At 61.5% G+C, this 22,705-nt stretch carries 22 protein-coding genes and 2 pseudogenes; 8 read left to right on the forward strand and 16 right to left on the reverse strand.

Going from position 1 to position 22,705, the window contains the following annotated elements; translation table 11 throughout:
* Window positions 1–1,033 precede the first annotated feature (1,033 nt).
* The 6 genes from N181_RS23385 to N181_RS23405 form a co-directional block, all read right to left on the reverse strand.
* On the reverse strand, window positions 1,034–3,262 hold the full coding sequence (locus N181_RS23385) for a xanthine dehydrogenase family protein molybdopterin-binding subunit (protein WP_037434459.1): 2,229 nt from the start codon (window positions 3,260–3,262) through the stop codon (window positions 1,034–1,036).
* The gene (locus N181_RS23390; RefSeq protein WP_037395629.1) at window positions 3,259–4,236 is read right to left on the reverse strand and encodes an FAD binding domain-containing protein; all 978 of its coding nucleotides are present in this window, start codon (window positions 4,234–4,236) and stop codon (window positions 3,259–3,261) included. The genes N181_RS23385 and N181_RS23390 overlap by 4 nt, the downstream gene beginning before the upstream one ends.
* A 3-nt stretch (window positions 4,237–4,239) precedes the next feature.
* Window positions 4,240–4,854: a (2Fe-2S)-binding protein gene (locus tag N181_RS23395; protein WP_037395631.1), complete on the reverse strand. Its 615-nt coding sequence runs from the start codon at window positions 4,852–4,854 to the stop codon at window positions 4,240–4,242.
* Complete coding sequence (locus N181_RS33390) at window positions 4,851–5,027, reverse strand: hypothetical protein (RefSeq protein WP_153451609.1); 177 nt, start codon at window positions 5,025–5,027, stop codon at window positions 4,851–4,853. The genes N181_RS23395 and N181_RS33390 overlap by 4 nt, the downstream gene beginning before the upstream one ends.
* Before the next feature lie 42 nt (window positions 5,028–5,069).
* Window positions 5,070–5,768 carry a helix-turn-helix domain-containing protein gene (locus N181_RS23400; protein ID WP_234885938.1) on the reverse strand — a complete coding sequence of 233 codons (699 nt, stop codon included), beginning with the start codon at window positions 5,766–5,768 and terminating at the stop codon, window positions 5,070–5,072.
* A gap of 352 nt (window positions 5,769–6,120) precedes the next feature.
* Window positions 6,121–6,969, reverse strand: a complete 849-nt coding sequence (locus N181_RS23405; protein WP_037395635.1) for an oxidoreductase — start codon at window positions 6,967–6,969, stop codon at window positions 6,121–6,123.
* A gap of 145 nt (window positions 6,970–7,114) precedes the next feature.
* On the opposite strand from N181_RS23405, the gene N181_RS23410 reads away from it, so the two are divergent.
* From N181_RS23410 to N181_RS23415, 3 genes are all read left to right on the forward strand, one after another.
* Window positions 7,115–8,005 carry a LysR family transcriptional regulator gene (locus N181_RS23410; protein ID WP_060563913.1) on the forward strand — a complete coding sequence of 297 codons (891 nt, stop codon included), beginning with the start codon at window positions 7,115–7,117 and terminating at the stop codon, window positions 8,003–8,005.
* A 333-nt stretch (window positions 8,006–8,338) separates the two neighbouring features.
* The gene (locus tag N181_RS34305) at window positions 8,339–8,512 is read left to right on the forward strand and encodes a hypothetical protein (RefSeq protein WP_086018617.1); all 174 of its coding nucleotides are present in this window, start codon (window positions 8,339–8,341) and stop codon (window positions 8,510–8,512) included.
* Window positions 8,513–8,586: 74 nt separating this feature from the next.
* Window positions 8,587–8,829, forward strand: coding sequence for a hypothetical protein (locus tag N181_RS23415; RefSeq protein WP_037395657.1), 243 nt, complete (start codon window positions 8,587–8,589; stop codon window positions 8,827–8,829).
* Window positions 8,830–9,211: 382 nt separating this feature from the next.
* On the opposite strand, the gene N181_RS23420 is transcribed toward N181_RS23415, so the two are convergent.
* The gene (locus N181_RS23420; RefSeq protein WP_037434463.1) at window positions 9,212–10,408 is read right to left on the reverse strand and encodes a hypothetical protein; all 1,197 of its coding nucleotides are present in this window, start codon (window positions 10,406–10,408) and stop codon (window positions 9,212–9,214) included.
* Window positions 10,409–11,107: 699 nt separating this feature from the next.
* Here N181_RS23420 and N181_RS23425 point away from each other — a divergent pair.
* Window positions 11,108–11,539 (forward strand): CHRD domain-containing protein, encoded by a 432-nt coding sequence (locus tag N181_RS23425; protein WP_037395661.1) that lies wholly within the window; start codon window positions 11,108–11,110, stop codon window positions 11,537–11,539.
* A gap of 131 nt (window positions 11,540–11,670) precedes the next feature.
* Here N181_RS23425 and N181_RS35270 read toward each other — a convergent pair whose 3' ends face one another.
* Complete coding sequence (locus N181_RS35270) at window positions 11,671–11,799, reverse strand: hypothetical protein (protein WP_255875570.1); 129 nt, start codon at window positions 11,797–11,799, stop codon at window positions 11,671–11,673.
* A gap of 690 nt (window positions 11,800–12,489) precedes the next feature.
* A pseudogene (locus tag N181_RS34995) lies at window positions 12,490–12,679 on the reverse strand (hypothetical protein).
* A gap of 82 nt (window positions 12,680–12,761) precedes the next feature.
* On the opposite strand from N181_RS34995, the pseudogene N181_RS32265 reads away from it, so the two are divergent.
* Window positions 12,762–12,917, forward strand: a pseudogene (locus tag N181_RS32265) (ISNCY family transposase); the annotation flags it as partial.
* A 211-nt stretch (window positions 12,918–13,128) separates the two neighbouring features.
* Here N181_RS32265 and N181_RS23440 read toward each other — a convergent pair.
* Window positions 13,129–13,908 (reverse strand): class I SAM-dependent methyltransferase, encoded by a 780-nt coding sequence (locus tag N181_RS23440; RefSeq protein ID WP_037395665.1) that lies wholly within the window; start codon window positions 13,906–13,908, stop codon window positions 13,129–13,131.
* An 86-nt stretch (window positions 13,909–13,994) separates the two neighbouring features.
* On the opposite strand from N181_RS23440, the gene N181_RS23445 reads away from it, so the two are divergent.
* The 3 genes from N181_RS23445 to N181_RS23455 all read left to right on the forward strand — a co-directional run bounded on the left by N181_RS23445 (window position 13,995) and on the right by N181_RS23455 (window position 15,870).
* Window positions 13,995–14,450, forward strand: a complete 456-nt coding sequence (locus N181_RS23445; RefSeq protein WP_037395666.1) for an Rrf2 family transcriptional regulator — start codon at window positions 13,995–13,997, stop codon at window positions 14,448–14,450.
* 305 nt (window positions 14,451–14,755) lie between these two features.
* Entirely contained in the window at window positions 14,756–15,343 is a 588-nt protein-coding gene (locus N181_RS23450) for an ankyrin repeat domain-containing protein (protein ID WP_037395668.1), read from the forward strand.
* Between the two features lie 14 nt (window positions 15,344–15,357).
* Window positions 15,358–15,870, forward strand: coding sequence for a YHS domain-containing (seleno)protein (locus tag N181_RS23455; protein ID WP_370009200.1), 513 nt, complete (start codon window positions 15,358–15,360; stop codon window positions 15,868–15,870).
* A gap of 39 nt (window positions 15,871–15,909) precedes the next feature.
* On the opposite strand, the gene N181_RS23460 is transcribed toward N181_RS23455, so the two are convergent.
* From N181_RS23460 to N181_RS23485, 6 genes are all read right to left on the reverse strand, one after another.
* Window positions 15,910–18,072, reverse strand: a complete 2,163-nt coding sequence (locus N181_RS23460) for an adenylate/guanylate cyclase domain-containing protein (protein WP_060563915.1) — start codon at window positions 18,070–18,072, stop codon at window positions 15,910–15,912.
* 368 nt (window positions 18,073–18,440) lie between these two features.
* Complete coding sequence (locus N181_RS23465; RefSeq protein WP_037395714.1) at window positions 18,441–18,722, reverse strand: MurR/RpiR family transcriptional regulator; 282 nt, start codon at window positions 18,720–18,722, stop codon at window positions 18,441–18,443.
* Window positions 18,723–18,747: 25 nt separating this feature from the next.
* Complete coding sequence (locus N181_RS23470; RefSeq protein WP_037395672.1) at window positions 18,748–19,764, reverse strand: Gfo/Idh/MocA family oxidoreductase; 1,017 nt, start codon at window positions 19,762–19,764, stop codon at window positions 18,748–18,750.
* A 28-nt stretch (window positions 19,765–19,792) separates the two neighbouring features.
* Complete coding sequence (locus N181_RS23475) at window positions 19,793–20,587, reverse strand: hydroxypyruvate isomerase family protein (RefSeq protein WP_037434466.1); 795 nt, start codon at window positions 20,585–20,587, stop codon at window positions 19,793–19,795.
* Between the two features lie 81 nt (window positions 20,588–20,668).
* Entirely contained in the window at window positions 20,669–21,457 is a 789-nt protein-coding gene (locus N181_RS23480; protein WP_037395677.1) for an ATP-binding cassette domain-containing protein, read from the reverse strand.
* A complete protein-coding gene (locus tag N181_RS23485) occupies window positions 21,457–22,578 on the reverse strand; it encodes an ABC transporter permease (protein ID WP_037395679.1) in 1,122 nt (373 codons plus the stop codon). The genes N181_RS23480 and N181_RS23485 overlap by 1 nt, the downstream gene beginning before the upstream one ends.
* Between the last annotated feature and the right edge of the window lie 127 nt (window positions 22,579–22,705).

Consider the following 22,705-nt stretch of genomic DNA (forward strand, 5'->3'; position numbering starts at 1 on the left):
CTTCTTCGGCGTCAATCCGAAGTGCGGCCCCACCGCGCGTGAGGAGCGGAATCGCTCGGGCGCATCGACGGCCACGACAAACGTCAGACAAGGTACGAGGAGCTGATCCTGATCGGGATCTCTCCCCCTTGAACCGCACCCGAGGGGTGCCATCGTAGTCGATCCAGATGACCTCGCCCTGGCCACCACGTGATCGCCCTAGTGAAACTTGCTCTGTTCAATCTTCTTGTCGGCATGGCGCCAGCCCTCCGACTGCTACTATGCGCGCAGCCGGCAAACGGTAACACTCAGAGCGCGCCCCAATACCCCAATTGGGCGGCGCCCTAATCCTTGACTGCAACCTGCGCTGTGCGACCCTACGATTTCTCGTGTAGTGCGTGGGAGGCAAGCAGTGAAAATCAGAAGGGCGAAGAAGAAGTATTCCGGAACGGTCCAAAAGGCAGGTGGAACCGCCCGCCTGAACGAGGAAGGCTTCAACGCAATTGGGCGCGGCCCCCATGGCCCTGGTTTCTCGTATCGTGGGATGTGGACTGACTCGGGATGTCCGGGCACGTTCGAGGGGTGGCTCGTAAGCAGGGGCGTCATCTCGAGTAGTGGCCTACGGGAACGGCATTGACACGCTGAAAGTCAAACTCTGATGACCTTTGACGACGACGTTGAGAGGGCGCTCGCTCGCGCCAGCGAAGAACTTGAGATGAAGCGACAAGAGCTAATCCGCCTCATCATTCGCGAATGGTTGGAGTCGTACGGCTTTCTGCCCTTCCATGAGTTGGACGAAGGTAGCGAGACAGAGGGGAGTGCGTGAGACGCGCCAAGTTGCAGCGGTCCTCCGACTGGCCCAGTGCCGTCGGCGAAGGCCGCACAAGACGCACGGCCTCCTCCGGCGCTGTCGGATTGTGTAGCGATGGCTCGCGGCTGGCCTGACCGGGAACAAAAAATCGAGTACGACGGCACGAAGGATGAGGTTGGCTCACTCAGCGTTTCCGCGCTGCCGACCGTCACAAGAAACGTTAGCTCAGAATCCGTCCCCGTTTCATGCACTCAGCACGTCGTCGATGTGGATCGGCAGCGAGCGGACGCGCTTGCCGGTCGCGTGGAATACCGCGTTGGCGATCGCCGGTGCGGTGCCTACCAGCGCGATCTCGCCAAGGCCCTTCACGCCGAGCGCATTCACATGCGGATCGACCTCGTCGACAAAATGCGCCTCCAGTCGAGGTATGTCGAGGTTCACGGGCATGAGATAGTCAGCCATGTGGGCGTTGACCGGCCGCCCGTCACGCGGATCGAGAACCGTGCGCTCCATCAACGCCATGCCGATGCCGCCGATCATGCCGCCGGTGCATTGGCTCCTTGCAAGCAGCGGATTAACTACGCGCCCGATGCCATAGGCCCCGACGATGCGACGCACCCGAATGGTTCCGACATCAGGATCGATCGCGACTTCCGCAAAAACTGCGCCGAAGGAATGCATGGAATAACGTTCCGCAACGTCCCCACCGCGCTCGGCAGAGCCGTCTGCCTCGACCGGCCTTCCGCTCCTCGCGACGATGTCGCCATAGGATAAACCCGCCCCGGTCTGTCCGCGACGGCGCAGTCGGCCCTCACTCCATTCCAGATCTCCTACCGGCGCCCTGAAGAGGGGCGAGTTGTCATCCGCCATTGCGCGTCGCGCCGCCTCAGCCTGCGCCGCGATACAGGCAGCCCGGATGGCCGACCCCACCGAGGCCATCGTCCACGAGCCCCCATGCGACGGCGTCTGGGGGTAGGCGGATCTGCCGAGGTTGAAACGGACTTGTTCCGGCGGCAAGCCGAGGAATTCGGCCGCCACCTGCGTCATCGATGTGTAGGTCCCCGGCCCCATGTCGCTCGCGGCAGCCTCGACCTCGGCCACGCCATCCCCAAGCAGCCGCACCCTTGCGTGCGCAGGCGCCTGGTAGGCCGGATAGGTGGCGGTGGCCGCTCCCATGCCGATCAGAAGGCGTCCGTCGCGCATGGAACGCGGCTCGGGTGTTCGTCGCGCCCAGCCGAAGCGCTCGGAGCCGAGCTCGTAACATTGGACCAGAGAGCGGCTGGAAAATGGCTTGTTTTCCGCTTCGTCGAGCTCGGGTTCATTGCGGCGCCTGAGTGCGACCGGGTCGATGCCGAGCTTGTAGGACAGCTCGTCAATGGCGCTTTCGAGCGCAAAGATACCACTGGCCTCCCCCGGTCCGCGCATATGATTGGGCGTGCTCGTGTCGAGCGGCGTCAGGCGATATTGCGTGCGCACATTGGGGCACGAGTAGAGGTAGTCGGTGACATTGGTCAGGGCCTCCATGAATTGTTCATAACGGCTCGTCTCTCCGGTGCCCTCGTGAACTATTCCAGTAAGCCTGCCCTCTGGCGTCGCGCCGAGCGCCACCCTCTGACGTGTGCGCGGGCGGTGGCCGGTGGCGAAAAACATCTGCTTGCGCGTGAGAACGAGCTTCACGGGCCTGCCGACATGACGCGCGGCAACTGCCGCCAGAGTGACATGCGGCCACGTCCGGAGGCTCGTCCCGAAGGCGCCGCCGATGAAGGGGCAGACGACCTCCACGTTCTCGGCAGGCATGCCGAAGACGGCGGCGATTTCCGCTTGCTCGTTCACCAGATACTGGCTCTTGCTCCAGAGCGTCAGCCGCTCCTCTTTCCAGGCGGCGATCGTCGCATGCGGCTCCATAGGGTTGTGGTTCTCGCGGGCGATCTCATAGGTCTCGTCGATCTTGATCGGGGCCTGTGCTACGGCGCCATCGGCATCGCCGCGCGCCCTGTCGGCGAGCGCTCTCGCACGGGTGGCCGCTGCCGGCACGATCGCCTCTGCACGCGGATCCGAAGGATCGACAAGGGGCGGCCGGGCGGCATAAGTGACACGCAGCGCAGCGGCAGCGCGTTCGGCATGATCGAGGGTCTGCGCGACGACGACGGCGACGGGCTGGCCGTAAAAACGCACCTCGTCATCCTGCAGGACATGCAGCCGCTCACCGTCGGCCGGATCGATGACGGCCTTGTGCGGTAGGTAAGCCAGTTTCGGCGCGTTGTGGTGGGTTATCACGGCGACGACGCCGGGCATGCGCTCGACCTCGTCGTTCCAAATCCCACTGACCCGACCGAGCCCAACCGTTGCGTTGACGATCACTGCGTAGAGCTGGTCCGGCTGGTTGAAATCGGCGGCGTAGTGCGCCGCACCGGTGACTTTGGCGCGACCGTCGACCCGCGTCAGAGGCTTTCCGATAGACGTCGCAGTCATGCTGCTTCCCCCGCCATTTCGAGCGCGCGGACAATTGTCCGCGGCAAGAGTTCGACTTTGAACGCGTTGTGATGTAGCGGCCGGGCGCCTCGCGTAGCCAGCCCAGCTGCTTCCTCGAAGACGTGCCGGTCCGGCCGTTTCCCTACCAAAGCGGCTTCGCAATCGCGCAGCCGCCAGGGCCGCGTGGCAACTCCGCCCACGGCGAGACGCACTTCGCGGATCACGCCATCCTCTATCACCAGCGCAGCCGCTGCCGAGACTAGCGCGAATTCGTAGGACGCCCGGTCGCGGACCTTCAGGTAGCGGGCGCGGCGACCGTGTGGCCCTCCCGGCACGCGGATTTCGACGATGAGCTCGCCGGCGAGGAGTGAGTGCTCGAGATGCGGTGTGTCACCCGGCAGCCGGAAAAGCTCTTCAACCGGAAAGCCGCGTTCGCCTTGTGGTCCCCGGACCCGCATCGTCGCATCAAGCGCCACGAGCGCAACGGCCACGTCGGACGGGTGCGTCGCGACGCAGTGGTCGCTCGTGCCGAGGATCGCATGCCCGGCATTCAGTCCCTCGATGGCACTGCAGCCGGAGCCTGGCGTGCGCTTATTGCAGCCGGCGTCAAGCATGCGGAAATACGGACATCGCACCCGCTGCAACAGGTTACCACCCATCGTGGCCATGTTCCGCAACTGCGGCGAAGCGCCCTCAATCAGACTTTCGGCGACGACAGGTTGCAGGCGTTTGACATTGGGGTCGGCGGCGACTTCGGCCATGCGCGCGAGCGCGCCGATGACCAGATCTTCGCCCTCTACACGGATGCCGGCCAAGGGAAGCGCGTTGATGTCGAGCAGCCGCTCCGGCCGTTCCACTTCTTCGCGCATCAGGTCGACGAGCGTCGTGCCGCCGGCAATATAACGCGCGCCGCCGACGGCGGCGGCAACCGCCTCTTCGGTGCTCTGAGGCTTCTCCAACACGAAGGGAAACATGGCTCAACTCCTCCCTGCCGCGTCGGCAATGGCTGCGACGATGCCCGGATAAGCGCCGCACCGACAGATATTGCCGCTCATCCAGAACTGGATCTCTTCCGGCGAGCCCGTATGACCCTCGGCAATGCAGCCCAGCCCCGACATGATCTGGCCCGGCGTGCAGAAGCCGCACTGCAATCCCTCATGCTCCACGAACGCTTCCTGGAGGGGATGAAGCTCGCCGCCCTTTTCGAGACCTTCGATCGTTTCGATCTGCGCTCCATCGTGCATTGCTGCCAAAGTCAGGCAGGAGACAATGCGTTTGCCATTGACGAGAACCGTGCAGGCGCCACAGGCACCCTGATTGCACCCCTTTTTCGTGCCGGTGAGGTTCAGCGACTCGCGCAGAACGTCGAGGACCGACTGGCGCGGGTCGACGGCTAGTGTGTGCACGCGACCGTTCACCGTCATCTTCACAGTCACCGTCACCGTGCTCGTCGCGGCCGCAGGCGCGTTCGCCGCTGCCACGGATGCGGGCGACAAGGCTGCCAGCGCCGCTGCTCCAGCTGTCGCCTGGAGCGCTTCCCGGCGAGATATGATTGGGCCTGGCTGACGCAGTTCTGACGGATTCTCGGTCATGAAGGAACACCCTCTTCCACTACTGCATGTCTCTTGAAATCGGAGCCGATTTTCAGCCTTTGCGCGGCTGACGCGCGGTGCTGTAGGCGATTAGCGGCGGCAAAATAGAACTCGCGCGCCTTCGTGACTGTCGCGATCTTGCGAAGTTGCGTGAATCTTGCGGCGATCAGCACGTATGGCTCTACGGACGAGCTCGCCTGTATGGACACTCAGCCTCAGAGACGGCGGCGGAACTCGCTCGGCGTGAGACCCACCACCTTGCGAAAAATCGCGGCAAAGGAAGATTGCGTTTCGTATCCGACGATCACAGCGACGTCGATGATGCGCAGCGTTGGGTTTTTAAGGAGCTCCTTGGCGTGGGCGATCCGCTGGCGAGTCAGCCAGCCGTAAGGCGTTTGTCCGGTCGCCAAGCGGAAAGCCCTGCAGAAATGAAAGCGGCTCAAATTGACGAGATCCGCAAGCTCCTGAAGCTGGATGTCCTCGGCGAAATTCTCGCGCATATAGGCGGTGACGCGTTTGACTTGCCGCTCGGACAGGCCGCGCCGCGGCCCGGGCGCCATCGGCATCGCCGTTGCGGAATGAGCTCTGAGAAGCTGGAGGCATACAAGATCAAGGAGCTGCTCGATGAACAGGTATGCTATCCCATCTCCGGAACTGACTTCGTCGTTGATCAAGGCCATAATCGCGAAGAGCTTGGGGTCGCCGAAGTTCACGCGGTCGAGCAACTCCGGCTCGCGGCCATTGCCGATCTGATCCGCACAAGCCAGAAGACGCTTGTGCCCCAAGAAGACGTTTGAAACCTCGACGACGCCGTCCGCCCGCCAAAAGCCGGCGTGCCCTCTCGGCGCCAGGGTGATCGTCCCCGCCGCCGCGGGCGCCGAAGTCGTTTCCCGCCCGATCGTCACCGATGCCATCCCCTCCCCGAAATATTTCGCAGCGAGGACATGGTCCTTTAAGGGCGGCAGATCATATTCGAACGGCTCGTTCCGCCATCGACCCACCAACCGCGTATCGCCCGCAAACGCCTCTGGAATTACCGGCGGCAGAAGGCCTCGTTGTAAACGGCGAATATGATCCGTTGTGTCCGCAAGCCGGCCTTCACGCATGGGAGACTTCTCTCACGATCTGAAGCGTTTATACGTAATGCGATGCTTCGTATTTCCCTCAGCAACCGACGTATCCGGGCCAGAAACGCGGGCTCCGATTACCCAGGAGTTCGGGGCTCCGTTTGTTGGTCTCCAACGGAGCCCGGGGATCGGGGGATACTTAAACGGCTATCCCATTCTTCGGGAAATCCGTAGAGAGAGCAAGTTCGCGCCACTCGGCGAGCTCTCGGGCGACACTGGCATTCTGTTCCTCGATGACGGCCACCGTGTCGCTGCCGAAGGGCATGCGCAGCGGCGGCTTGGCCGAGTTCACCAGAGTGACGATCCCCGCGGCGAGCTTTGCCGGATTTCCGGGCTGAGCGTGATTTGCATCGGCTGCAAAGTCGCGCATGTTGCCGGCCGGCGTGCCGATGTAATCGGGGATTGCGGCCGCACTGACCGATAGCGAGTTGTCGGCCAGAAAATCGGTGCGGAAGAAGCCCGGCTCGATGATCGTGACCTTGATGCCGAACGGCTCGAGTTCCGCCGACAGCGACTCCGAGAGGCCCTCCACGGCAAATTTCGTCGAACCATAAACGCCCCATCCGGGATAGCCGAAATAGCCGCCGATCGACGAGAAGTTCAGCACATGGCCCGACCGCTGGCGGCGCATGTAGGGCAGGACGGCGCGCGTAACTTTCAGCACGCCGAAGACATTCGTTGCATAAAGCTTCTCGATTTCCTCTGCTGTTGCTTCCTCGACGGCACCCAGCAAGCCATAACCAGCATTGTTGACGAGGACGTCGATGCGCCCGAAGCGCTCAATAGCCTTCGCGGCGGCTTCTTTCGCCTGGGCTTCATTCGTGACATCGAGCGCGACGGCGAGAAGATTGGAATTGTCGCCAATCTGCTCGATCACAGCGCTTGGGTTGCGGGCAGTAGCGACCACGGCGTCGCCGGCTGCGAGTGCCCCCTTGGTCATCAGCGCGCCGAAGCCACGGGATGCCCCAGTGATAAACCAGACCTTCATGACACATTCCTTCCAGATTTGATGGCTCTTTCAGAGCCGATGTGGTGGTTGGCGTCCGCACTGTGCTGACGGGCTGAATTTGACCCAAATCGTTGTGATGCATAAGATTCGTTATTCTCGAAACTATGATGAGTGGAGTTCAATAATGCGGGCATCCGAGCTTTCCGAACTTGCAGCCTTTGTGGCTGTGGCCCGGCACAAGAGCTTTCGGAAGGCGGGCGAGGAGAGGGGCGTCACGGCTTCGGCTATCAGCCACGCGGTGGTGAACCTCGAGAACCGTGTCGGTGTCCGGCTTTTGAACCGCACCACACGCAGCGTTTCCCTAACGGAAGCAGGCGAACTCTTGCAGTCGTATCTCGATCCGGCCTTTGGCGAGATCACATCCGCGCTCGACGCGCTGAACAGGTTTCGCGACACGCCATTCGGCAGAGTAAGAATCAACGTGCCGAACTCGATCGCGCCATTTGTGATTGGCCACGTCATCGGGCCTTTGCTCGATAAGAACCCGAATCTGCAGCTGGAAATCAGCGCCACCGATCGTTTGGTCGACATCGTCAGGGAGGGGTTCGATGCCGGAATAAGGTTCGGGGAGCGGGTGAGCGAGGGGATGGTCGCACTCCGCATCAAGCCGCGGCTGCGCCTCGTCGTCGTCGGTTCGCCCGCCTATTTCGAGCGGCGGCCGAAGCCGATCACGCCGCACGACCTCAAACGCCATCTCTGCATCCAGAATATGTTCCCATCCGGCGCGAGGTATGCCTGGGAATTTCAGAAGGACGGGCAGTCGGTGAGCTTTCATCCGACCGGACCGCTTTCGCTCGATGATCACGAACTGATGGTCGAGGCCGCCCTCAGCGGCGTGGCGCTTGCCTATGTCTGGGAAAACCGCGTGCAAAAGCAGATTGCAGGCGGTGAGCTCGTACAGGTGCTGGACGACTGGTGTCAGCCGGAGGAGCCGCTTTATCTCTACTATCCCAGTCGCCGGCACCTATCTGCGGGTTTCCGGACTTTGATCAATGCGATGAAAGCCCAAGCTTGATGAAGGCCGGACTACCTCAAGGTTCAACTTCTATGTCGTGGCAAATCGGTTCCCCAGAATCGGGCAGCGACTGGCATGGCAATGGAGGGAGCTGACGCAGGGAATTTGGCCGCCCTCGGCGCTTCTCCATCCGGCTGGAATGAACACGACGGTCATCGTCTTGAGCCACACCGGCCATCGCGCGGTATCCGGTTAACGGCGCCAGTTCAGCGGCGGCAGTTCATGAGCGTAGGACCTTTGGCCATATCGTCTCGGACTAAAGTCCCGCGGGACGCGCGAGGGGGAACCGGAGAACGCCCCCTTCGTTCTCCTACCTGCTAACGGAGCCGTGAAATGTTACGCCGCGATCGTCACAACACGCAGTCAACCGCCTTCCCGATCGGCCTACTTTTGCTCGCCATCGGCGCAATCCTTGCCTATCTCGCGGTTGGTGGAGCTTGGTCGGACAATAGGACCGAAACCGCTGTCTATGCGCCGCAAACCATAGACAACTCGAAGCCGCGCTGAGTTCCTGCCGCCATCTAGAAGCAAGATACCGGACAGAGACGAGAGGCCCCTTTTGGGGCCGGGAGAAAACCGCAATGCCCAAGCATTCAGCAAAAGAGATTTCGCCAAAGAGAGAGGCCGAGGCCGAGCTTGTCGAACAGGTCGTCTCTGATTGGTGCAAAATGCATCAAGTGGACCTGATGAGCCATTCGGCTGTGATGGAGGGGCTGAGAGTTCTATACATGATCCGAGAGTTTGATCTGACCGACAGAGATGAGCTTCTGAAGGAATTGCTAGCAAGCGGCGAGATCGGCACCCACTCCCCGGTGGGCGAATAGACCCGGAAGGCCCGCTCAGCTCGCTCTGGGCCATCACGGTGGTGTCCCACAAGCGAGAGCCGCGCTTCTAGACGGCCGCGCTCTGATCGACCGTTGTTACAATCCCGAAAGACCCCGGGAGAACGTTACCTCGGAACGTTGGTCCTTGGTCCGACGCTTGTCGCTAAAGGTCTGAGTCCGGTTGGTAGCTTTCCCGAGATCGAGGACGAGCTCCTCGCCCCGCACCGTACCTTCTGGCGAAGCTGACGAGCCCCCTTTCGCAGGTGATGCAAAGGTTGCCCTCGGCATCCGGGGTCAATCTCACACGATCGGCCATCAAAAGTCCAAGACGGTAGTGGCGCGATGGCCCGACTCGTCGCCGGGCCATGCTGTTCGCGGCGATTTAGGCCCAGTAGTCGTATTCAAGTTGAACGCTAATCGACGAACCGTTCGCGACTTGCTGGCTGAACTCACCGTTAAACGCAATCATTCCGTCGGTGAAATCGGCGTCGCTGAGTGTCACCGTATCGGAATATGGATTTAAGCTTTCGGTTGTGGAGCTGTTCGAAGCGGCGCCCACAAATTTGAACGAATGTGTGTCAATCAAACCTTCAAGGCTCTCGTTTCTCGCGTTCAGATCGGCGTCTCCGGTCACTGTGACTATGCCATCAAAACCGTCTGGATCGACGGTGAAGGATCCCGAAAACGACCGTTCATCCTCACCGCCGCCGATCTTCTGAAAGGTAAATGAGTCTGTGGCGGTATAGACGTCCGCCGTGCCAGCTATCTGAACGGTCAACGAGTTGGCCGTCGAGCCGCCCTGGCCATCCTCAATCATGTAATTGACTACGACGCTCAGCGTCTCCCCCACCTTCAGATCGATGGCTCCGCCGGGCTGCAGATCGGGGTGGGACGTATCGACCGTCACTACGCCGTCCAATATGGTGACGTAACCAGGAGGAGTGGTGGACTCAGGTCCTCCATCGATGGAAAAGCTCAAGCTGCCGGTGACAACCGAAAGCGTTCCGCCATCCGGATCGGATGCGGTCGCGAGAAGATCGATAGGAGACGCGACAATGTCTTCGGTCAATTCCTTCAGGATCGGCTCGGCGCTCGGGGGCTGGTTCGTGTCAGCCCAACCGGCGTGGTAATCGGCCGGCTCTTGCGTATCCGTGTAGAATTCTCGGGTATGATAGATCGTGTCGAGTTTCTTGCCGTTCGCCTGGACCGTCGACCAAGTTTCGGTGTCGAGACCGGTGAGAATGGCTGCCAAGTCAATTTCAACGCCATTGACCAGCATCTTGGGCGCAGGGTCGGTAATGCTGCTGCCGTCGACGGCGCCAGTCTTGCTTTGTGCCGCTCCGAACAGGCCCGTGAGCGTGAAATCACCGGCGATCACCGAAGCCTTCACGGCCAATGCATCATCGATCGAAAGGCCAGCCTGGTTGGCCAGAAAGCCGACGTAGTCAGCGACCGTCGCATCCTCCAGCGCCTCCGTTAGCGCGTTGGTGTAGCTCGATGAGAGCTGTCCTTGCGCGGATTGGCTGAGGCTGGCGCTGTACGGCCCATCCGACATGAAGCTCGTTGTGAAGAAAGTCATTTTGCTTATCTCCTTGCCGCATTGCTGGCGCTTTCACCCCGCGCCGCGTTCAAAAGTTTCAAGAAAATTCATTCACTCTTTCCCGACTCTTGATTGCGGGCGAGATGGAGCCGGTGCACCCTAATTAAGAAAACTTCTCAATGGACGCGCAGCTCCTCCCCTGACCGGCGCGCTGAAATCGCCGGCCCGACGACACTTGGTTTTTGGCTTGGCCCGCCGCAGTCGTTTGTGTACCGCTTTAGGAGTAGGTGATGTGAAATCTATAGTTGAGCGCTTCCGACATGTCGTTAGCACTGCGTCCGAAAAGTTGTCCCCCCGTACATTTCGCCTTTTGATGGCGTAAGCGCTTTTCGCAGCGTAGCATCAGAAACGCCGCCGAAGCGCGGTTCCTCAAGGCAGCACAACGAGGTAGTTCTCGCACCCACAACTTGCCACAGCGCCGGCCTGTGCATCGCTCAATTCTAGTTACTATTCATCTGCTCCGGGATGATCACTAGGGATGAGTAAGCGGCGTTTGTAACGCGTGCTGCATTCAATCTGATGTGCAGCCTAAGCGCATCCGTGAGCGACGACGAGGAAGACGCGCGCACGGATAGCTGCACCTGCCCCGGTCTGACTTGAGTGGCGACTGGAACTCATCCCGGGTCTAAAGAGTTGAAAGGCCGGCTGCTGTACACCTGAACTTTTGGAGAATGTGCGATGAGATCTATCCGTAAGAACTCGCTCCTGGCCGGCCTCGCCGTAGTTGCTTTAATGGCTACGAGCCCCGTTTCGGCCGAGACATTGAAATTCAAGGCTGACTTGAAAGCATCGAGTGAGGTGCCGCCTAACGACAGCGCCGGCCAGGGTACGGGTGACATTACCTTGGACACCGCCACCAAAAAGCTGACATGGACGGTGACTTCCAGCGGTCTGTCCGGGGAAGCCACGGCCGCGCATTTTCATGGCCCGGCGGCTCCGGGCGAAAATGCCGATCCGGTGGTCGATATCTCCAAAGCCATAGCTTCCGGATCTGCCGAAATCACCGACCAGCAACTGGCGGATTTGCAGTCCGGAAAATGGTATCTCAACATCCACACGCAAAAGTTCCCCGATGGAGAGATCCGCGGGCAGGTGGAAAAAGCACAATAGAGTTCACCACGCCGGCGCTTCGATGTTTGGGCGCACGAAACGACAGTGCGCCCAAGGCGACGGGTGGTGGGGTTCGAAGGGAGACGAATCCGTGCTCCTTGGCGTCGTGACGACCCTCAGTTTACACCCCGTCAAATCAGCTTGAACGAGAGTAACGCCGAGAGCGAACCGGGCTGCGACGTGGCTTCAGGGGCTTCGTCGCTCGCGAGTAACGCCTTTAGAAGCTCATCTTTTTCCGTCATATCATACTCGCGGATCATGTAGAGAGCTCTCAACCCCTCGACAGCGGCCGTATGGCCCTTCGGGTCCACCTGGTGGATATATTGCACGAATCGGAAACGACCTGCTTCACAAGCTCGGCCTCCGTCTCTCTTGTTGGCGAAATCATTCTTGCAAATCGCTTGGCCATTGCGGCTCCTCCCGATCCCTCGCAGTGAACCCTCAACCCCCAAGATAGTTCCAGCCTCGCCTCTGTCGGGTGTCTGTCTTCGCCGTTTGGGTTCTCATCGGACCCTAACCTTTCAGGCGATCATTGGATGCTGGGACAGCCCGGAGAAGGCTAGTCACAAATGGCAACTGGACAGACGCGCTGGCTCGTTCACGATGGAATTGCAAAGCCTGCAAAAGCTCGTGACCATCGCGGGCTGAGAAATGCCTCCAGTCGCGCAGCGTCTGCGATAGCCGGCGCTGCGTGACATGGTCTCGTTCGCTTCGGTCGTATCCCCGCACATGCTGTGCGACAGAGGGCATTCGCATGGGAACACTCGCTTCCGGCACGCTGTCCTTCTTTCGAGCTCCTCCGAGGAGCCGGACGGGTCGACTACTGACCAAGCTTATCGCGCTCGGATCAGGCGCTGTGCTCGGAGTCGCGCTCGCCGCTCTATCGCTCGCGGTTGCAGATTACGGAGCGGCATGCAACTGGTGTTGACGTTTCGACCTGGCAGTCGGCTTCACAAATGAGGAAGATTTTGCTGCTCCCTGATGTAGGCAATCGTAGCGGCCTCCAGTTCCTTGCATTCTTCCTCGGCACTGAGAAGGGTTTAGTCGTCACGCGCCTCCGAGCAACGAAGAGTATCACGGCATAAACAGGCATGCTCGGAAGCCTCGCACAGCTTGAAGAACACAAGATCGTTCATCCATCCACGCGCTGTCGCGAAGCTCAGGAGCGGCTAAGAAGAGCCGCTGCGTCAGTAGATGATGGAAGCCGGCCTGGATGGCGTGACGCGAACGCAAGAAGCGGGTTTTCGAGCCCCGGCCGGCGCGATTGCTTCGGCGAACTGGTCCAGATCGACGGCTCACATCACTGGTGGCTTGAGAATCGTGGCCCCAAATACGCCCTGCTATTTATATCGATGATGGTACCGGCAAGCTGCGCCATGCTCTTCGCCTTCGCCACATTCGCTTCCGCATCAGGCCCAACCTCCTGGAACAGCGAGCAGATCGCTCCACCTTGCATAAACACGGCCTTTTCGAAATCCGGGAGGAGGCGTTTCATTTCGCACGATCATGCCAGTCACCTTCAGCAGAGGAGATATCGGAGCCGAACCTTCTTGAAAGCAGTCATCCGTTCAGCCGCCGCCGCGCGATGTTCAGCGGCGCGCGACACCGATCAGTGCGGTAGATGGTATCGGCAGAACCGCTCGATCGGCAGCAATTCTGCGGACCTCGGCGACGACTGCCGCTTTCTCCTGATCGGAAAGACTAGTCCAATCCGGAGACATGCCAAACAATGTGTCGGGCTCATTGAGTGTCGCGACCTCAAGTTCATATTCATATATGACTTGATCGATCTGCGGATCCCGATAGCCTGCATCGATCAGTTCCCGCGCGAAATCCTTCGGATCGTTTAGCGCCTGGACGGCTTTCGGCATCGCCATGCTCTGAAGGTCAGGAAACAGCGTCTGGCGGATCTGGCCCAGCAGCAGAAACGTCGCCGCGCCACGACTCTGCCAGGTTGCGACCACACCATATCCACCCGGACGAGTCACTCGCGCCATCTCGGCGAGGCCCTTGCGCCAGTTGGGGAACATGATCACGCCGAATATCGAGAAGACTGCGTCGAAACGCGCGTCAGGAAGGTCGAGCTTCTGCCCATCCATGACGCGCGCCTCCACATTGGGCAGTCGGGCAGCCGCGATGCGGGTGACCATGCCGGGCGAGAAGTCGGTCGCGAGCACCTGAGCGCCCGTGCGCGCCGCAGCCAGTGCCAATGCGCCAGTGCCGGCCGCGACATCCAGGACTCGAGCCTCCGAGGTCAGCGGCACGCGTGCCAACGCCGCTTCGGCATAGCGCGCAGTGAAGGGGTGCGCGGTCTTCTCGTAGTGCCGAGCGGCAGTATCCCAATGATCGGGGTTCTCAAATTCACGCATGTCACGCCTCTACGAATCATGTAACATTTAATGTAACGTGAATTGCCGATGCTGCCAATCCACTCCACCGTGCAAAGGATGAAACCGTGCGCAACGACAGCCGTCTTTCCCGCATGCTCCATGTGTTGCTCCACATGGCACGCCACGATGGACCTATGACGTCCGAGGTGGTCGCGCGCATGCTTGGGACCAACCCGGTGGTCGTACGTCGTACCATGGCAGGCCTGCGTGAAGCGGGTTATGTGCGATCGGAGAAAGGGCACGGCGGCGGTTGGTCGATCGCCATGGACCTGACGAAAGTGTCGCTGCTCGATGTTCATCGGGCAGTGGGAGGTCCGCGCATCTTCGCCATCGGTAGCGAGCATCCCAACCCCGACTGCGCCGTCGAGAAGGTCGTCAACGAGGCGGTCGAAGGCGCCATGCGTGAGGCTGAGGCATTGTTGATCGGCCGTCTCGGGGAGGTCAGCCTGGCGGAACTCGCCAAACGCTTCGACATGCGTTGTACTGGGGCGATTGATGCGCGGGCGCCGAAGCAAACCTAAGCATACTAGCAGGCGGGATACATTTTAGGCGTGTCCGCAATGCGCGCCCTCATGTCGGCCATTGAGGTGATCTTTGCTGTTGCCCGATAGCAGACGTTGCTGGCGACCACCCTGGACATCGTAGTTGCGCCATTTCCGGGCCTACGCACACCATGCCGACAAGGTCACGTCTCGGCCTAATATCAGCCATTCAGCCTTGCTGACGACGGACTTTGATGTTTGAGCGGTGACCCAGAACCAATCGATCGCCGCTTTCACTAAGCAGGCCTGAGGTGTAAACTATTTAGCCTTTCGAGGGGGCAGCCATGTTTCGAATCCTGTTTGTGGTGGCTGTCTTACTCGCGTCGGCGAGTGTCGTCGCGGGTGAGTCCTTGTTTGACGCCGTGAAGGCCGGCGACACGGCCAGAGTCGAGCGCCTGCTGGCGAGCGGAGCCGAGGTCGACAGCCGTGATCGCGACCAAGCCACGCCGCTGATCGCTGCGTCGCTCAGCGATCACCCGGCGGTCGCCGCGCTGCTGCTCAGCAAAGGCGCCGACGTGATGGCGCGCAACGCCGGGGGCTTCACGCCGCTCCATGCGGCGGCGTATTCGGGCAGCGTGCGGATCGCAGAACTGCTGTTGGGCAAGGGCGCTGTTCTCGAAGATGCTGCCAACAAGGCGGGCGTGACACCGCTGATGGTCGCCGTAGAAGAGAACCGCGTCGCCATGCTTGAGCTGCTGATCGCCCGCGGTGCCAATGTCAACCGGCCGGAGAGTCTTCACAGGTACACGCCGGTGACGCGCGCCGGCTTCAAGGGTCATAGAGACATTATACGGGTGCTCAAGCGCCACGGCGCGGCCTGCCCGCCCGCCGAGGTGATAGGCGCCTCGTTGTGCATCGAGATGAGTGACTGAACGGAGGACGGAGTATGTGCGAAGCACTCCAAAAATATGGCGTCACCCCCACTCGAGGATCAGCATTTGGAGCGACACTCTCGATCGCCTTGATGGTCAGTTGCGTTCCTGCCCTCGCCGCCGACCAGGTCAATACCGGCTATTTCGGCGGTGTAGCGATCATGGGCTACGACCCGGTTGCCTACTTCACCGAAGGCCGGGCGATGAAGGGCTCCGAGGAGTTCTCCTACGACTGGCTGGGGACGCCGTGGCACTTCGCCAGCAGCAAGCACCGTGAGCTCTTCATCGGTGAACCTACCACGTATGCGCCACAATACGGGGGCTACTGCACCGGAGAAGTGGCCTTTAATGGTGCCACGATCAATATCGATCCGGAAGCGTGGGCGATCATCGACGGTAAGCTGTACCTGGCTTACAGCAAGGAATTCATGGCCGAGTTCAAGGCCCGCCCGAGCGACCTCTTGGCAAAGGCTGAGGCTAATTGGCCCGCCGTCGAGACCCAGCTGGAGCAGGACGGGTTCCGGTGATGCGCAGATCGAGGTGCCACGTCGAGACGGGCAGCGGACCTACTCGACGGGCGAAAAATGGAAGAGCGTGAATGCGTTGACATAGGTGTATTCGGGTTTGCCCGGGTCATGGGTTCGCCGATAAACCGGGCCGCAGCGGGGCCGCCCGAGTAACACGTTCTCGCTCTGCTCGCACAGCATGTCCCGATCGACGAAGGCGGTCCCGGTTGCGATCTGTGTCGGAGTCCGGAAAGCCGTCTTGCCATCGCGGCGAAGTTGCAGGAGAGCCGGCTCGCCCGCGCCTGTCTGTCCCTGCCATGTCCGCCCGAAGGCCAGGCGGGAGATATCCGCCCCACTCAGCCTGTCGCGATCCTCGCCGCGGAAGTCGAAGGGCCATTCGGGAAGGCCGGCGTCGCGCATGGCTTCGAGGACGCGCTCGAGGTCCTGACCATTGCGAAAATGGGCATAGAGAACGCGCCAGGTCTCGACGGAAGTGACGGGGGCGGTACGGCGGGCTTCCCCCGCCGCGTCGCGGGCTTCGCTCAAACGACCGGCGCGAGCGTAGGCCGCGGCGAGTAAGGCATGAATATCGATGAGGCGCGGCGCCTCGGCGCGGGCGCGCTTCAGCGTTTCAATCGCCCGGGCGTAATCCCCATGCAATAGGAACGCCAGTCCCGCGACCAGCCGTTCGCTCGTCGAGAGGCTGGGGTTGAGCCGCTGCGCGGTCTCGATTGCAGCGACAGCCTCGGCGTGGCGGCCGGCGAAAGTGAGGACGAGGCTCAACGCCGCATGGGCCTCGGCGTCGCTGGGCCCCAGCGCCACGGCCCGCCCGGCGGAAGCGAGTGCCTCCTCGTATCGGCGATCCACGACTTGAAGAATGGCGAGGATGGCATAGGGCCGCGAGGATTCCGGGTTCAGCTCCAGCGCGCTTCCGGCCTTCTCATACGCCCGTCTCCTAGCCACGGGGCCTGGCAGAACGTTGTCATAGTCGAGGCGCCAGACATAGACCGCGGTGCGCGCATCCGCCGCATGCGCCTCGGCGAAGGAGGGATCGAGCGTGGTCGCTTTCGCGTAGAGCTGCAACGCTTCCCGCAGCAGGCCGGTTCTCTCCGCCTGCTCGCCGCGGAGATAGTAGTCATAGGCTTCGAGGTTCGCGGTCGGCGGCCGCGCCAACTGATCTTGCTCCGACGCCGTCGGCTGCACCCCGAGAGCCTCGACGATATGGCGGACTACTTCGTCCTCCACGGCGAAGACATCCGAGGCGCTGCGGTCGAACTCCTCGGCCACCAGATGGTCGCCGGTCGCCGTATCGATGAGCTTAGCATTGACATGAATCCGGTCGCCGCTTCGCCGGACGCTGCCTTCCACCACATAGCGGACACCGAGGTCGCGCGCTATGTCCTGCACGACGACCGGCCGGCCCTTATAGGTGAAGACGGAATTGCGAGCGATGACGACCAGTCCCGACAGCTTGGCGAGGTCGGTGATGAGATCGTCAGTGATCCCGTCGGCGAAGTATTCCTGTTCGGAGTCGCCGCTCAGGTTTGCAAACGGCAGGACGGCGACGGACGGCCGCTCAGGCGGCATAGACATCTGCCAGACCACGAGCATCGCGACGGCGGCGGTCAACACCGCTCCAGCCACTGCCAAGATCAGGAGCCGAGCGCCCGCCTTGCGCGTTGTGCCGACAACTCTTCCCGCTGCCCCAGCATCGAATAGGACGCGATAGACGCGCACCGGATCGGCGATGTTCTTGAGGTGTTGCTCACCGAGATAGGCAAAGCCCACATCGGCCTTGTGAATGGCCTGATCGAAGGCGGTGCCAGAGATCATCACGCCGCTGGGATCGGCGATCGTCTGCAATCGGTCGGCAATGATCACGCCCTCGCCGTGGATGTCGTCGCCCTCTACGATCACGTCGCCAAGATTGATGCCAATGCGAAACGCAAGCCGACGGTCGGCCGCAACGCCGACGTCGCGCTCGGACTTGGCGCGCTGGACCTCAACCGCGCAGCGCACCGCATCGACCACGCTGTGGAACTCCACCAGCAGCCCGTCGCCCATGGTCTTGATCAGCCGGCCATGGTGCGCGGCGATTCTGGGCTCGAAGACCTCGCGCAGATCGGCTTGGAAGCGGGCACGCGTGCCTTCCTCGTCGGCTTGGCTCAGGCGGCCATAGCCCACGACGTCCGCGATTAGGACGGCGGCGAGCCGACGCTCCATACCTAGTCCTTCGTGAGAGCGACCACACGGCTAACCACGCAAGGTTACGCCGAGCCATTGGCAAACGCGAGTGCGCCGAAGATTGAGCTGAAAGATTGACGCGGCTTGTAGGTTGATACTAGCGGACGGAGTGGTCAGCGCTGCCTTTTCGATCTCTGTGTGAGAAGGTCGGCTTAGGGTCCGGTCAGTCAGGGACGACCTCGGACCTACCGTATCGAATGTCCGCTATCGCTTTTTTGGACGCCAGAAACTGCCGGACGGCTGTCGGCCCCGGAGCGGTCGCTGACTGACGATCGCGTGTCGACGAGACGAAGGTGGCCGCCGCAGAGGCCGCGGACGACCGAAGCCCGTCAAAGACACCCGCTGATCTAGGAGTTCGCAGTTCTCCTTAGATGCTGTTGGAAGAACAACTTGAAATCCCGAAAACTGTCGAAGCCAAGGGCGGTAGCAAGACGTGTGACCGAGGTGGGGGAGACGGAGCACACGGCAGCGATCGAACGAGCGCTGCCGAAGGCGATAATATCTGGCCTTGCAAGCGCCAGACGAGCGACCTGCTCGAGCTGTTTGGGCAGCGTAAGGGACCTGCAAGCGAACAGGCCCTTGAGCTCCATGACGTCGGTCGGAGGTTTTGTCCCCTCGCTCGTCTTCATGACCGCCTCCATTCCTCGCCCTTTATTACAGCGCGATGGCTGCCTTCCGTGAGACAGACTCAATGCAGGCCAGCGCGATGCTCAGCGCATTGCGCGCATCGACACCGGTCGGTCCTTCGGTGATCTCGCGGCGACGAACGGCTGCTACGAAGGACGCGAGCTGCGCTGTGTAACCGTGGACGAAATGGTCGGTGTCGCGACGCCAGGTGTCGCTCGACACGCCGTTCTTATCGAACAGCGTCATGCTGGAACGACGGACGTCGCCCATGGTCACCATGCCGCCGGAGCCGAAGACCTCGCCGCGGATGTCGTAGCCGTACATCGCGCAGAAGTTCGCCTCCGCGACAGCGATCGAGCCATTGTCAAATCGGATCGTGACGACCGCCGTGTCGTGGAAGCCCTTGTCGGCGAAATCCGGACGAACCAGCGCGTCGGCAACGGCCGTAACCTCGACCGGCTTGGCATTCGGGTTCAGCCAAAGCAGCGTGTCGAAATCGTGGATCAGCGTTTCGTAGAAGATCGCCCACTGCGGAATCCTGGCGGGGTCGGCACCGAACGGACCGGGGTCGCGGGTCAGCGATCGGAGCAACTGAGGGGTACCGATCTTTCCGCCATCGATCGCGGAACGCCCTTCCGAGAAGGCCTGATCCCAGCGGCGGTTGAAACCGACCTGGAGCGGAACGTCGGCTGAGCGTGCCGCCGCGATTGCCCGGTCGGCGTCCTCCAGCGTCAACGCCATCGGCTTCTCGCAAAAGATCGCCTTGCCGGCTTCGGCGGCCTGCACGAGGATGTTCGTATGAAACCGCGCCGGCGTGGCGATGATCACCGCATCGAGTGCCGGGTGGGCGAGGAGATCCGCGACGTCGGTGTAAGAGCTTTCAACGTTGAGCTTGCCGGCGAGACTGGCCGAAGCCCCTGGCGCGGGATCGGCGATGGCGACGAGCTCGGCGTCGACGAGGCGGCGTGCGACGGTCTCACCGTGGAAGGAACCGATGCGGCCGGCACCGATCAGACCGACATTGACGCGTTTGTTCTTGAGCATTGAATTGATCCTGTCAGGGTTGAAAAAGTCAGACGGTGAAGGCGGTGCGGAACGCTTCGAGCGCCGCTTCGGGGTCGCCTGCCGCCCAGGCTTCCATGCCGATCGGGCCGGAATAGCCCATGGCATTCAGCGCCTTGGCGATGCCGTTCCAGTTGACCTCGCCGGTTCCCGGTTCACAGCGGCCGGGTACGTCCGCCACCTGGATCTCGCCGATCCAAGGCAGGCACTTGCGGCAGAGTTCGATCAGGTTCCCCTCGCCAATCTGGGCATGGTAGAGATCGAGATTGAGGCGGAGCCGCGGATGATTGACGCTCGAGACAAGCGCCAGCGTGTCCTCGGCGCGGCCGAAGGGCACACCGGGGTGGTCGACCGGCAGGTTGAGGTTTTCGAGCGTGAAGGTGACGCCTTCGTCTTCGGCCATATCCACAACACGGCAGAGAGTGTCGCGCGCCTTCAGCCACATCGCGCCGGTGACGACTTCGATCGGCTGGACAGGCAGGCCTCTGTCTCCCAAGCCTGTGCCGTGCAGGTTGAGCCGCTCCACGCCGAGCCGTTTTCCAACCTGCGCGGTCTCGCGTGCGGTCCTCACGAGTTCTGCTGCACCGTCGTCGTCCGTCAGACGGCCGGTCAGATAGCCGTTCATGATCGTGAAGGTCGCGCCGGTCGCTTCCAACTTCTTGAGATCGTGTTCCGGCCAGTTCCAGAGACCAACGCCGAAACCCATTTCCTTGAGGCGCGCGGCGCGCCACTCGATCGGCTTGTCGCGCCAGAGCATTTCCGCGCAAGCTGCGAGTGGGAAGGGAGCAGTCTTGGATACAGTCATTGCGATTTCCGTACTTGGATATGACGATGGGTGGAGCGGCGCAAAAACGCCGCACCGGCATGCATTGCGAACAGCATTTGATCAGATCGTTCCGCCGAGCTCTTCCGACAAAGACTGCAACTCCTTGCCGCCGGCCATCAGGTTCTGCAGTTCATCGATACCGATCTCGTTCTTGGCATAGGTTCCAAGTGTCTTGCCGCGGTTGAGCACGGTGAAGCGATTGCCAACGGCATAGGCGTGACGAACGTTGTGGGTGATGAAGATCACCCCGAGCCCCTTGGCTCGGACCTGGTTGATATATTTCAGCACCATCGACGTCTGGGCGACGCCGAGCGCCGACGTCGGTTCGTCGAGGATCAGCACCTTGGCGCCGAAATAAACCGCGCGGGCGATCGCCACACATTGCCGTTCGCCGCCCGATAACGTGCCAACCGCCTGCTGCGGGTCGCGGACATCGATGCCGATCTTGTGCATCTCGTCACGCGTGACGTTGTCGGCCTCATCCATGTTCATGCGCTTGAAGGGGCCGAAGCCGATCAAGGGCTCCCGCCCCATGAAGAAATTGCGGGTGACCGACATCAGCGGGATCATCGCCAGGTCCTGATAGACCGTGGCAATGCCAGCATCGAGGGCGTCGCGCGGGCCGGAAAACACCCGGGGCTGGCCGTCGACCAGGAAATCACCCGAGGTCGGCTTGTGCACGCCGGCAAGCGTGTTGATCAGGGTCGATTTGCCCGCGCCATTGTCGCCAAGCAGGCATAGAACCTCGTTGTGATTGACGCTCATGGACACGCCGTTGAGGGCGATGACCGAGCCGAAATGCTTGACGAGGTTCCTGACCTCGACGAGGGGCGTCTGAGATGTGCTCATCAGCGTTCTCCCGTGACGCGTTTGCGGATGACGTTGTTGAAGACGACGGCGGTCAGCAGCATGCCGCCGAGGAAAACGAGGTACCAATCCTGGTCGATCGAGGTGTAGGTCAGACCAATCAGCACCATGCCGAAGACGATCGATCCGAAGAACGCCCCGATGGCGGAGCCGTAGCCGCCGGTCAGCAGGCAGCCGCCGATGACCGCCGCGATGATTGCCTCGAACTCTTTTTGAAAGCCGCGACGGGCGTCCGTCGAGCCGGCGTCGAGCACGGTGAGGATGGCGACCAGCGTGGCGCAAAGAGCGGTGACGACGAAGAGCGTGGTCTTGACCCTCGCCACCGGCACGCCCGACTTGCGCGCTGCGCGCGGATCGCCACCGGATGCGAAGATCCAGTTGCCGAAGCGCGTCCTCAACAGGATCCAGGTGGCAAGGAGCGCGATGGCGATGAACCACAGGATCTCGACGGGGATGCCGGACACTCTCGGCGAGCCGTTTGGAAAGGTGTCGATAATGCCCGCTTGCGCAAGCCAGGTGAACAGTCCGGGGAAGGCGTCTCCAGAGAACAGAGGGGCCAGCGGACTGCCGGCCACCGCTTCCTTCATGCCGCGAAGCTGGGTCGCGCCACCGCTTGCCCATTTCAGGCCGACCAGCGTCAGGCCGCGCAGAATGAACAGGAAGGCCAGCGTCACGATGAAGGACGGAAGGCCGGTGCGCATGGTGAGCTGAGCGTTGGTGATGCCGATGAATACGGCAAAGGCGATGGCGACGAGAATGGCGACGCTGAGCGGCACCTGCCAGACGACCAGCGCCGTGCCGAAGACCAGCCCGGCAAAGGCGACCATCGAGCCGATCGAAAGGTCGAATTCGCCGCCGATCATCAAGAGAGCTGCGCCGATGGCGAGAATGCCGAGCTGGGCGGCCGGGGCCATGAAGTTCATCACACCCGCCAACGTGAACATGGCGGGATTGGCGGTGAGAAGGAAGAAGATCGTCACGAGCACCAGACCGGCTACAGCGCCGAGTTCGGGACGCCGTAGAATTGCGGTCAATGTCGAAACCTTTTTCAGCCGCTCATCGGATCTGGCTACAGACCCGTTCTGTTCGTTGGCTAGCGTCATGGTTCGTTCCTAAAATCTGGGTCGTTGTCCGTTCGCGCGACGACCGCCTGCGAATCGAAGTTTCGCGTTGGCCAAATGCGCGGCGACAGGGGCAGCCCCCGTTCAGGACGGGGGCTGCCAGGCTCCG

The sequence above is a fragment of the Sinorhizobium fredii USDA 205 genome, from assembly GCF_001461695.1.
GTDB classification, from domain to species: Bacteria; Pseudomonadota; Alphaproteobacteria; order Rhizobiales; family Rhizobiaceae; genus Sinorhizobium; species Sinorhizobium fredii.

What these genes read in the sequence shown, in the direction of transcription:
- N181_RS23385 (WP_037434459.1), bottom strand. Translation starts at nt 3,262, where the DNA reads ATGACTGCGACGTCTATCGGAAAGCCTCTGACGCGGGTCGACGGTCGC.
- N181_RS23390 (WP_037395629.1), bottom strand. Translation starts at nt 4,236, where the DNA reads ATGTTTCCCTTCGTGTTGGAGAAGCCTCAGAGCACCGAAGAGGCGGTT.
- N181_RS23395 (WP_037395631.1), bottom strand. Translation starts at nt 4,854, where the DNA reads ATGACCGAGAATCCGTCAGAACTGCGTCAGCCAGGCCCAATCATATCT.
- N181_RS23400 (WP_234885938.1), bottom strand. Translation starts at nt 5,768, where the DNA reads ATGGCATCGGTGACGATCGGGCGGGAAACGACTTCGGCGCCCGCGGCG.
- N181_RS23405 (WP_037395635.1), bottom strand. Translation starts at nt 6,969, where the DNA reads ATGAAGGTCTGGTTTATCACTGGGGCATCCCGTGGCTTCGGCGCGCTG.
- N181_RS23410 (WP_060563913.1), top strand. Translation starts at nt 7,115, where the DNA reads ATGCGGGCATCCGAGCTTTCCGAACTTGCAGCCTTTGTGGCTGTGGCC.
- N181_RS34305 (WP_086018617.1), top strand. Translation starts at nt 8,339, where the DNA reads ATGTTACGCCGCGATCGTCACAACACGCAGTCAACCGCCTTCCCGATC.
- N181_RS23415 (WP_037395657.1), top strand. Translation starts at nt 8,587, where the DNA reads ATGCCCAAGCATTCAGCAAAAGAGATTTCGCCAAAGAGAGAGGCCGAG.
- N181_RS23420 (WP_037434463.1), bottom strand. Translation starts at nt 10,408, where the DNA reads ATGACTTTCTTCACAACGAGCTTCATGTCGGATGGGCCGTACAGCGCC.
- N181_RS23425 (WP_037395661.1), top strand. Translation starts at nt 11,108, where the DNA reads ATGAGATCTATCCGTAAGAACTCGCTCCTGGCCGGCCTCGCCGTAGTT.
- N181_RS35270 (WP_255875570.1), bottom strand. Translation starts at nt 11,799, where the DNA reads ATGATCCGCGAGTATGATATGACGGAAAAAGATGAGCTTCTAAAGGCG.
- N181_RS23440 (WP_037395665.1), bottom strand. Translation starts at nt 13,908, where the DNA reads ATGCGTGAATTTGAGAACCCCGATCATTGGGATACTGCCGCTCGGCAC.
- N181_RS23450 (WP_037395668.1), top strand. Translation starts at nt 14,756, where the DNA reads ATGTTTCGAATCCTGTTTGTGGTGGCTGTCTTACTCGCGTCGGCGAGT.
- N181_RS23455 (WP_370009200.1), top strand. Translation starts at nt 15,358, where the DNA reads ATGTGCGAAGCACTCCAAAAATATGGCGTCACCCCCACTCGAGGATCA.
- N181_RS23460 (WP_060563915.1), bottom strand. Translation starts at nt 18,072, where the DNA reads ATGGAGCGTCGGCTCGCCGCCGTCCTAATCGCGGACGTCGTGGGCTAT.
- N181_RS23465 (WP_037395714.1), bottom strand. Translation starts at nt 18,722, where the DNA reads ATGAAGACGAGCGAGGGGACAAAACCTCCGACCGACGTCATGGAGCTC.
- N181_RS23470 (WP_037395672.1), bottom strand. Translation starts at nt 19,764, where the DNA reads ATGCTCAAGAACAAACGCGTCAATGTCGGTCTGATCGGTGCCGGCCGC.
- N181_RS23475 (WP_037434466.1), bottom strand. Translation starts at nt 20,587, where the DNA reads ATGACTGTATCCAAGACTGCTCCCTTCCCACTCGCAGCTTGCGCGGAA.
- N181_RS23480 (WP_037395677.1), bottom strand. Translation starts at nt 21,457, where the DNA reads ATGAGCACATCTCAGACGCCCCTCGTCGAGGTCAGGAACCTCGTCAAG.
- N181_RS23485 (WP_037395679.1), bottom strand. Translation starts at nt 22,578, where the DNA reads ATGACGCTAGCCAACGAACAGAACGGGTCTGTAGCCAGATCCGATGAG.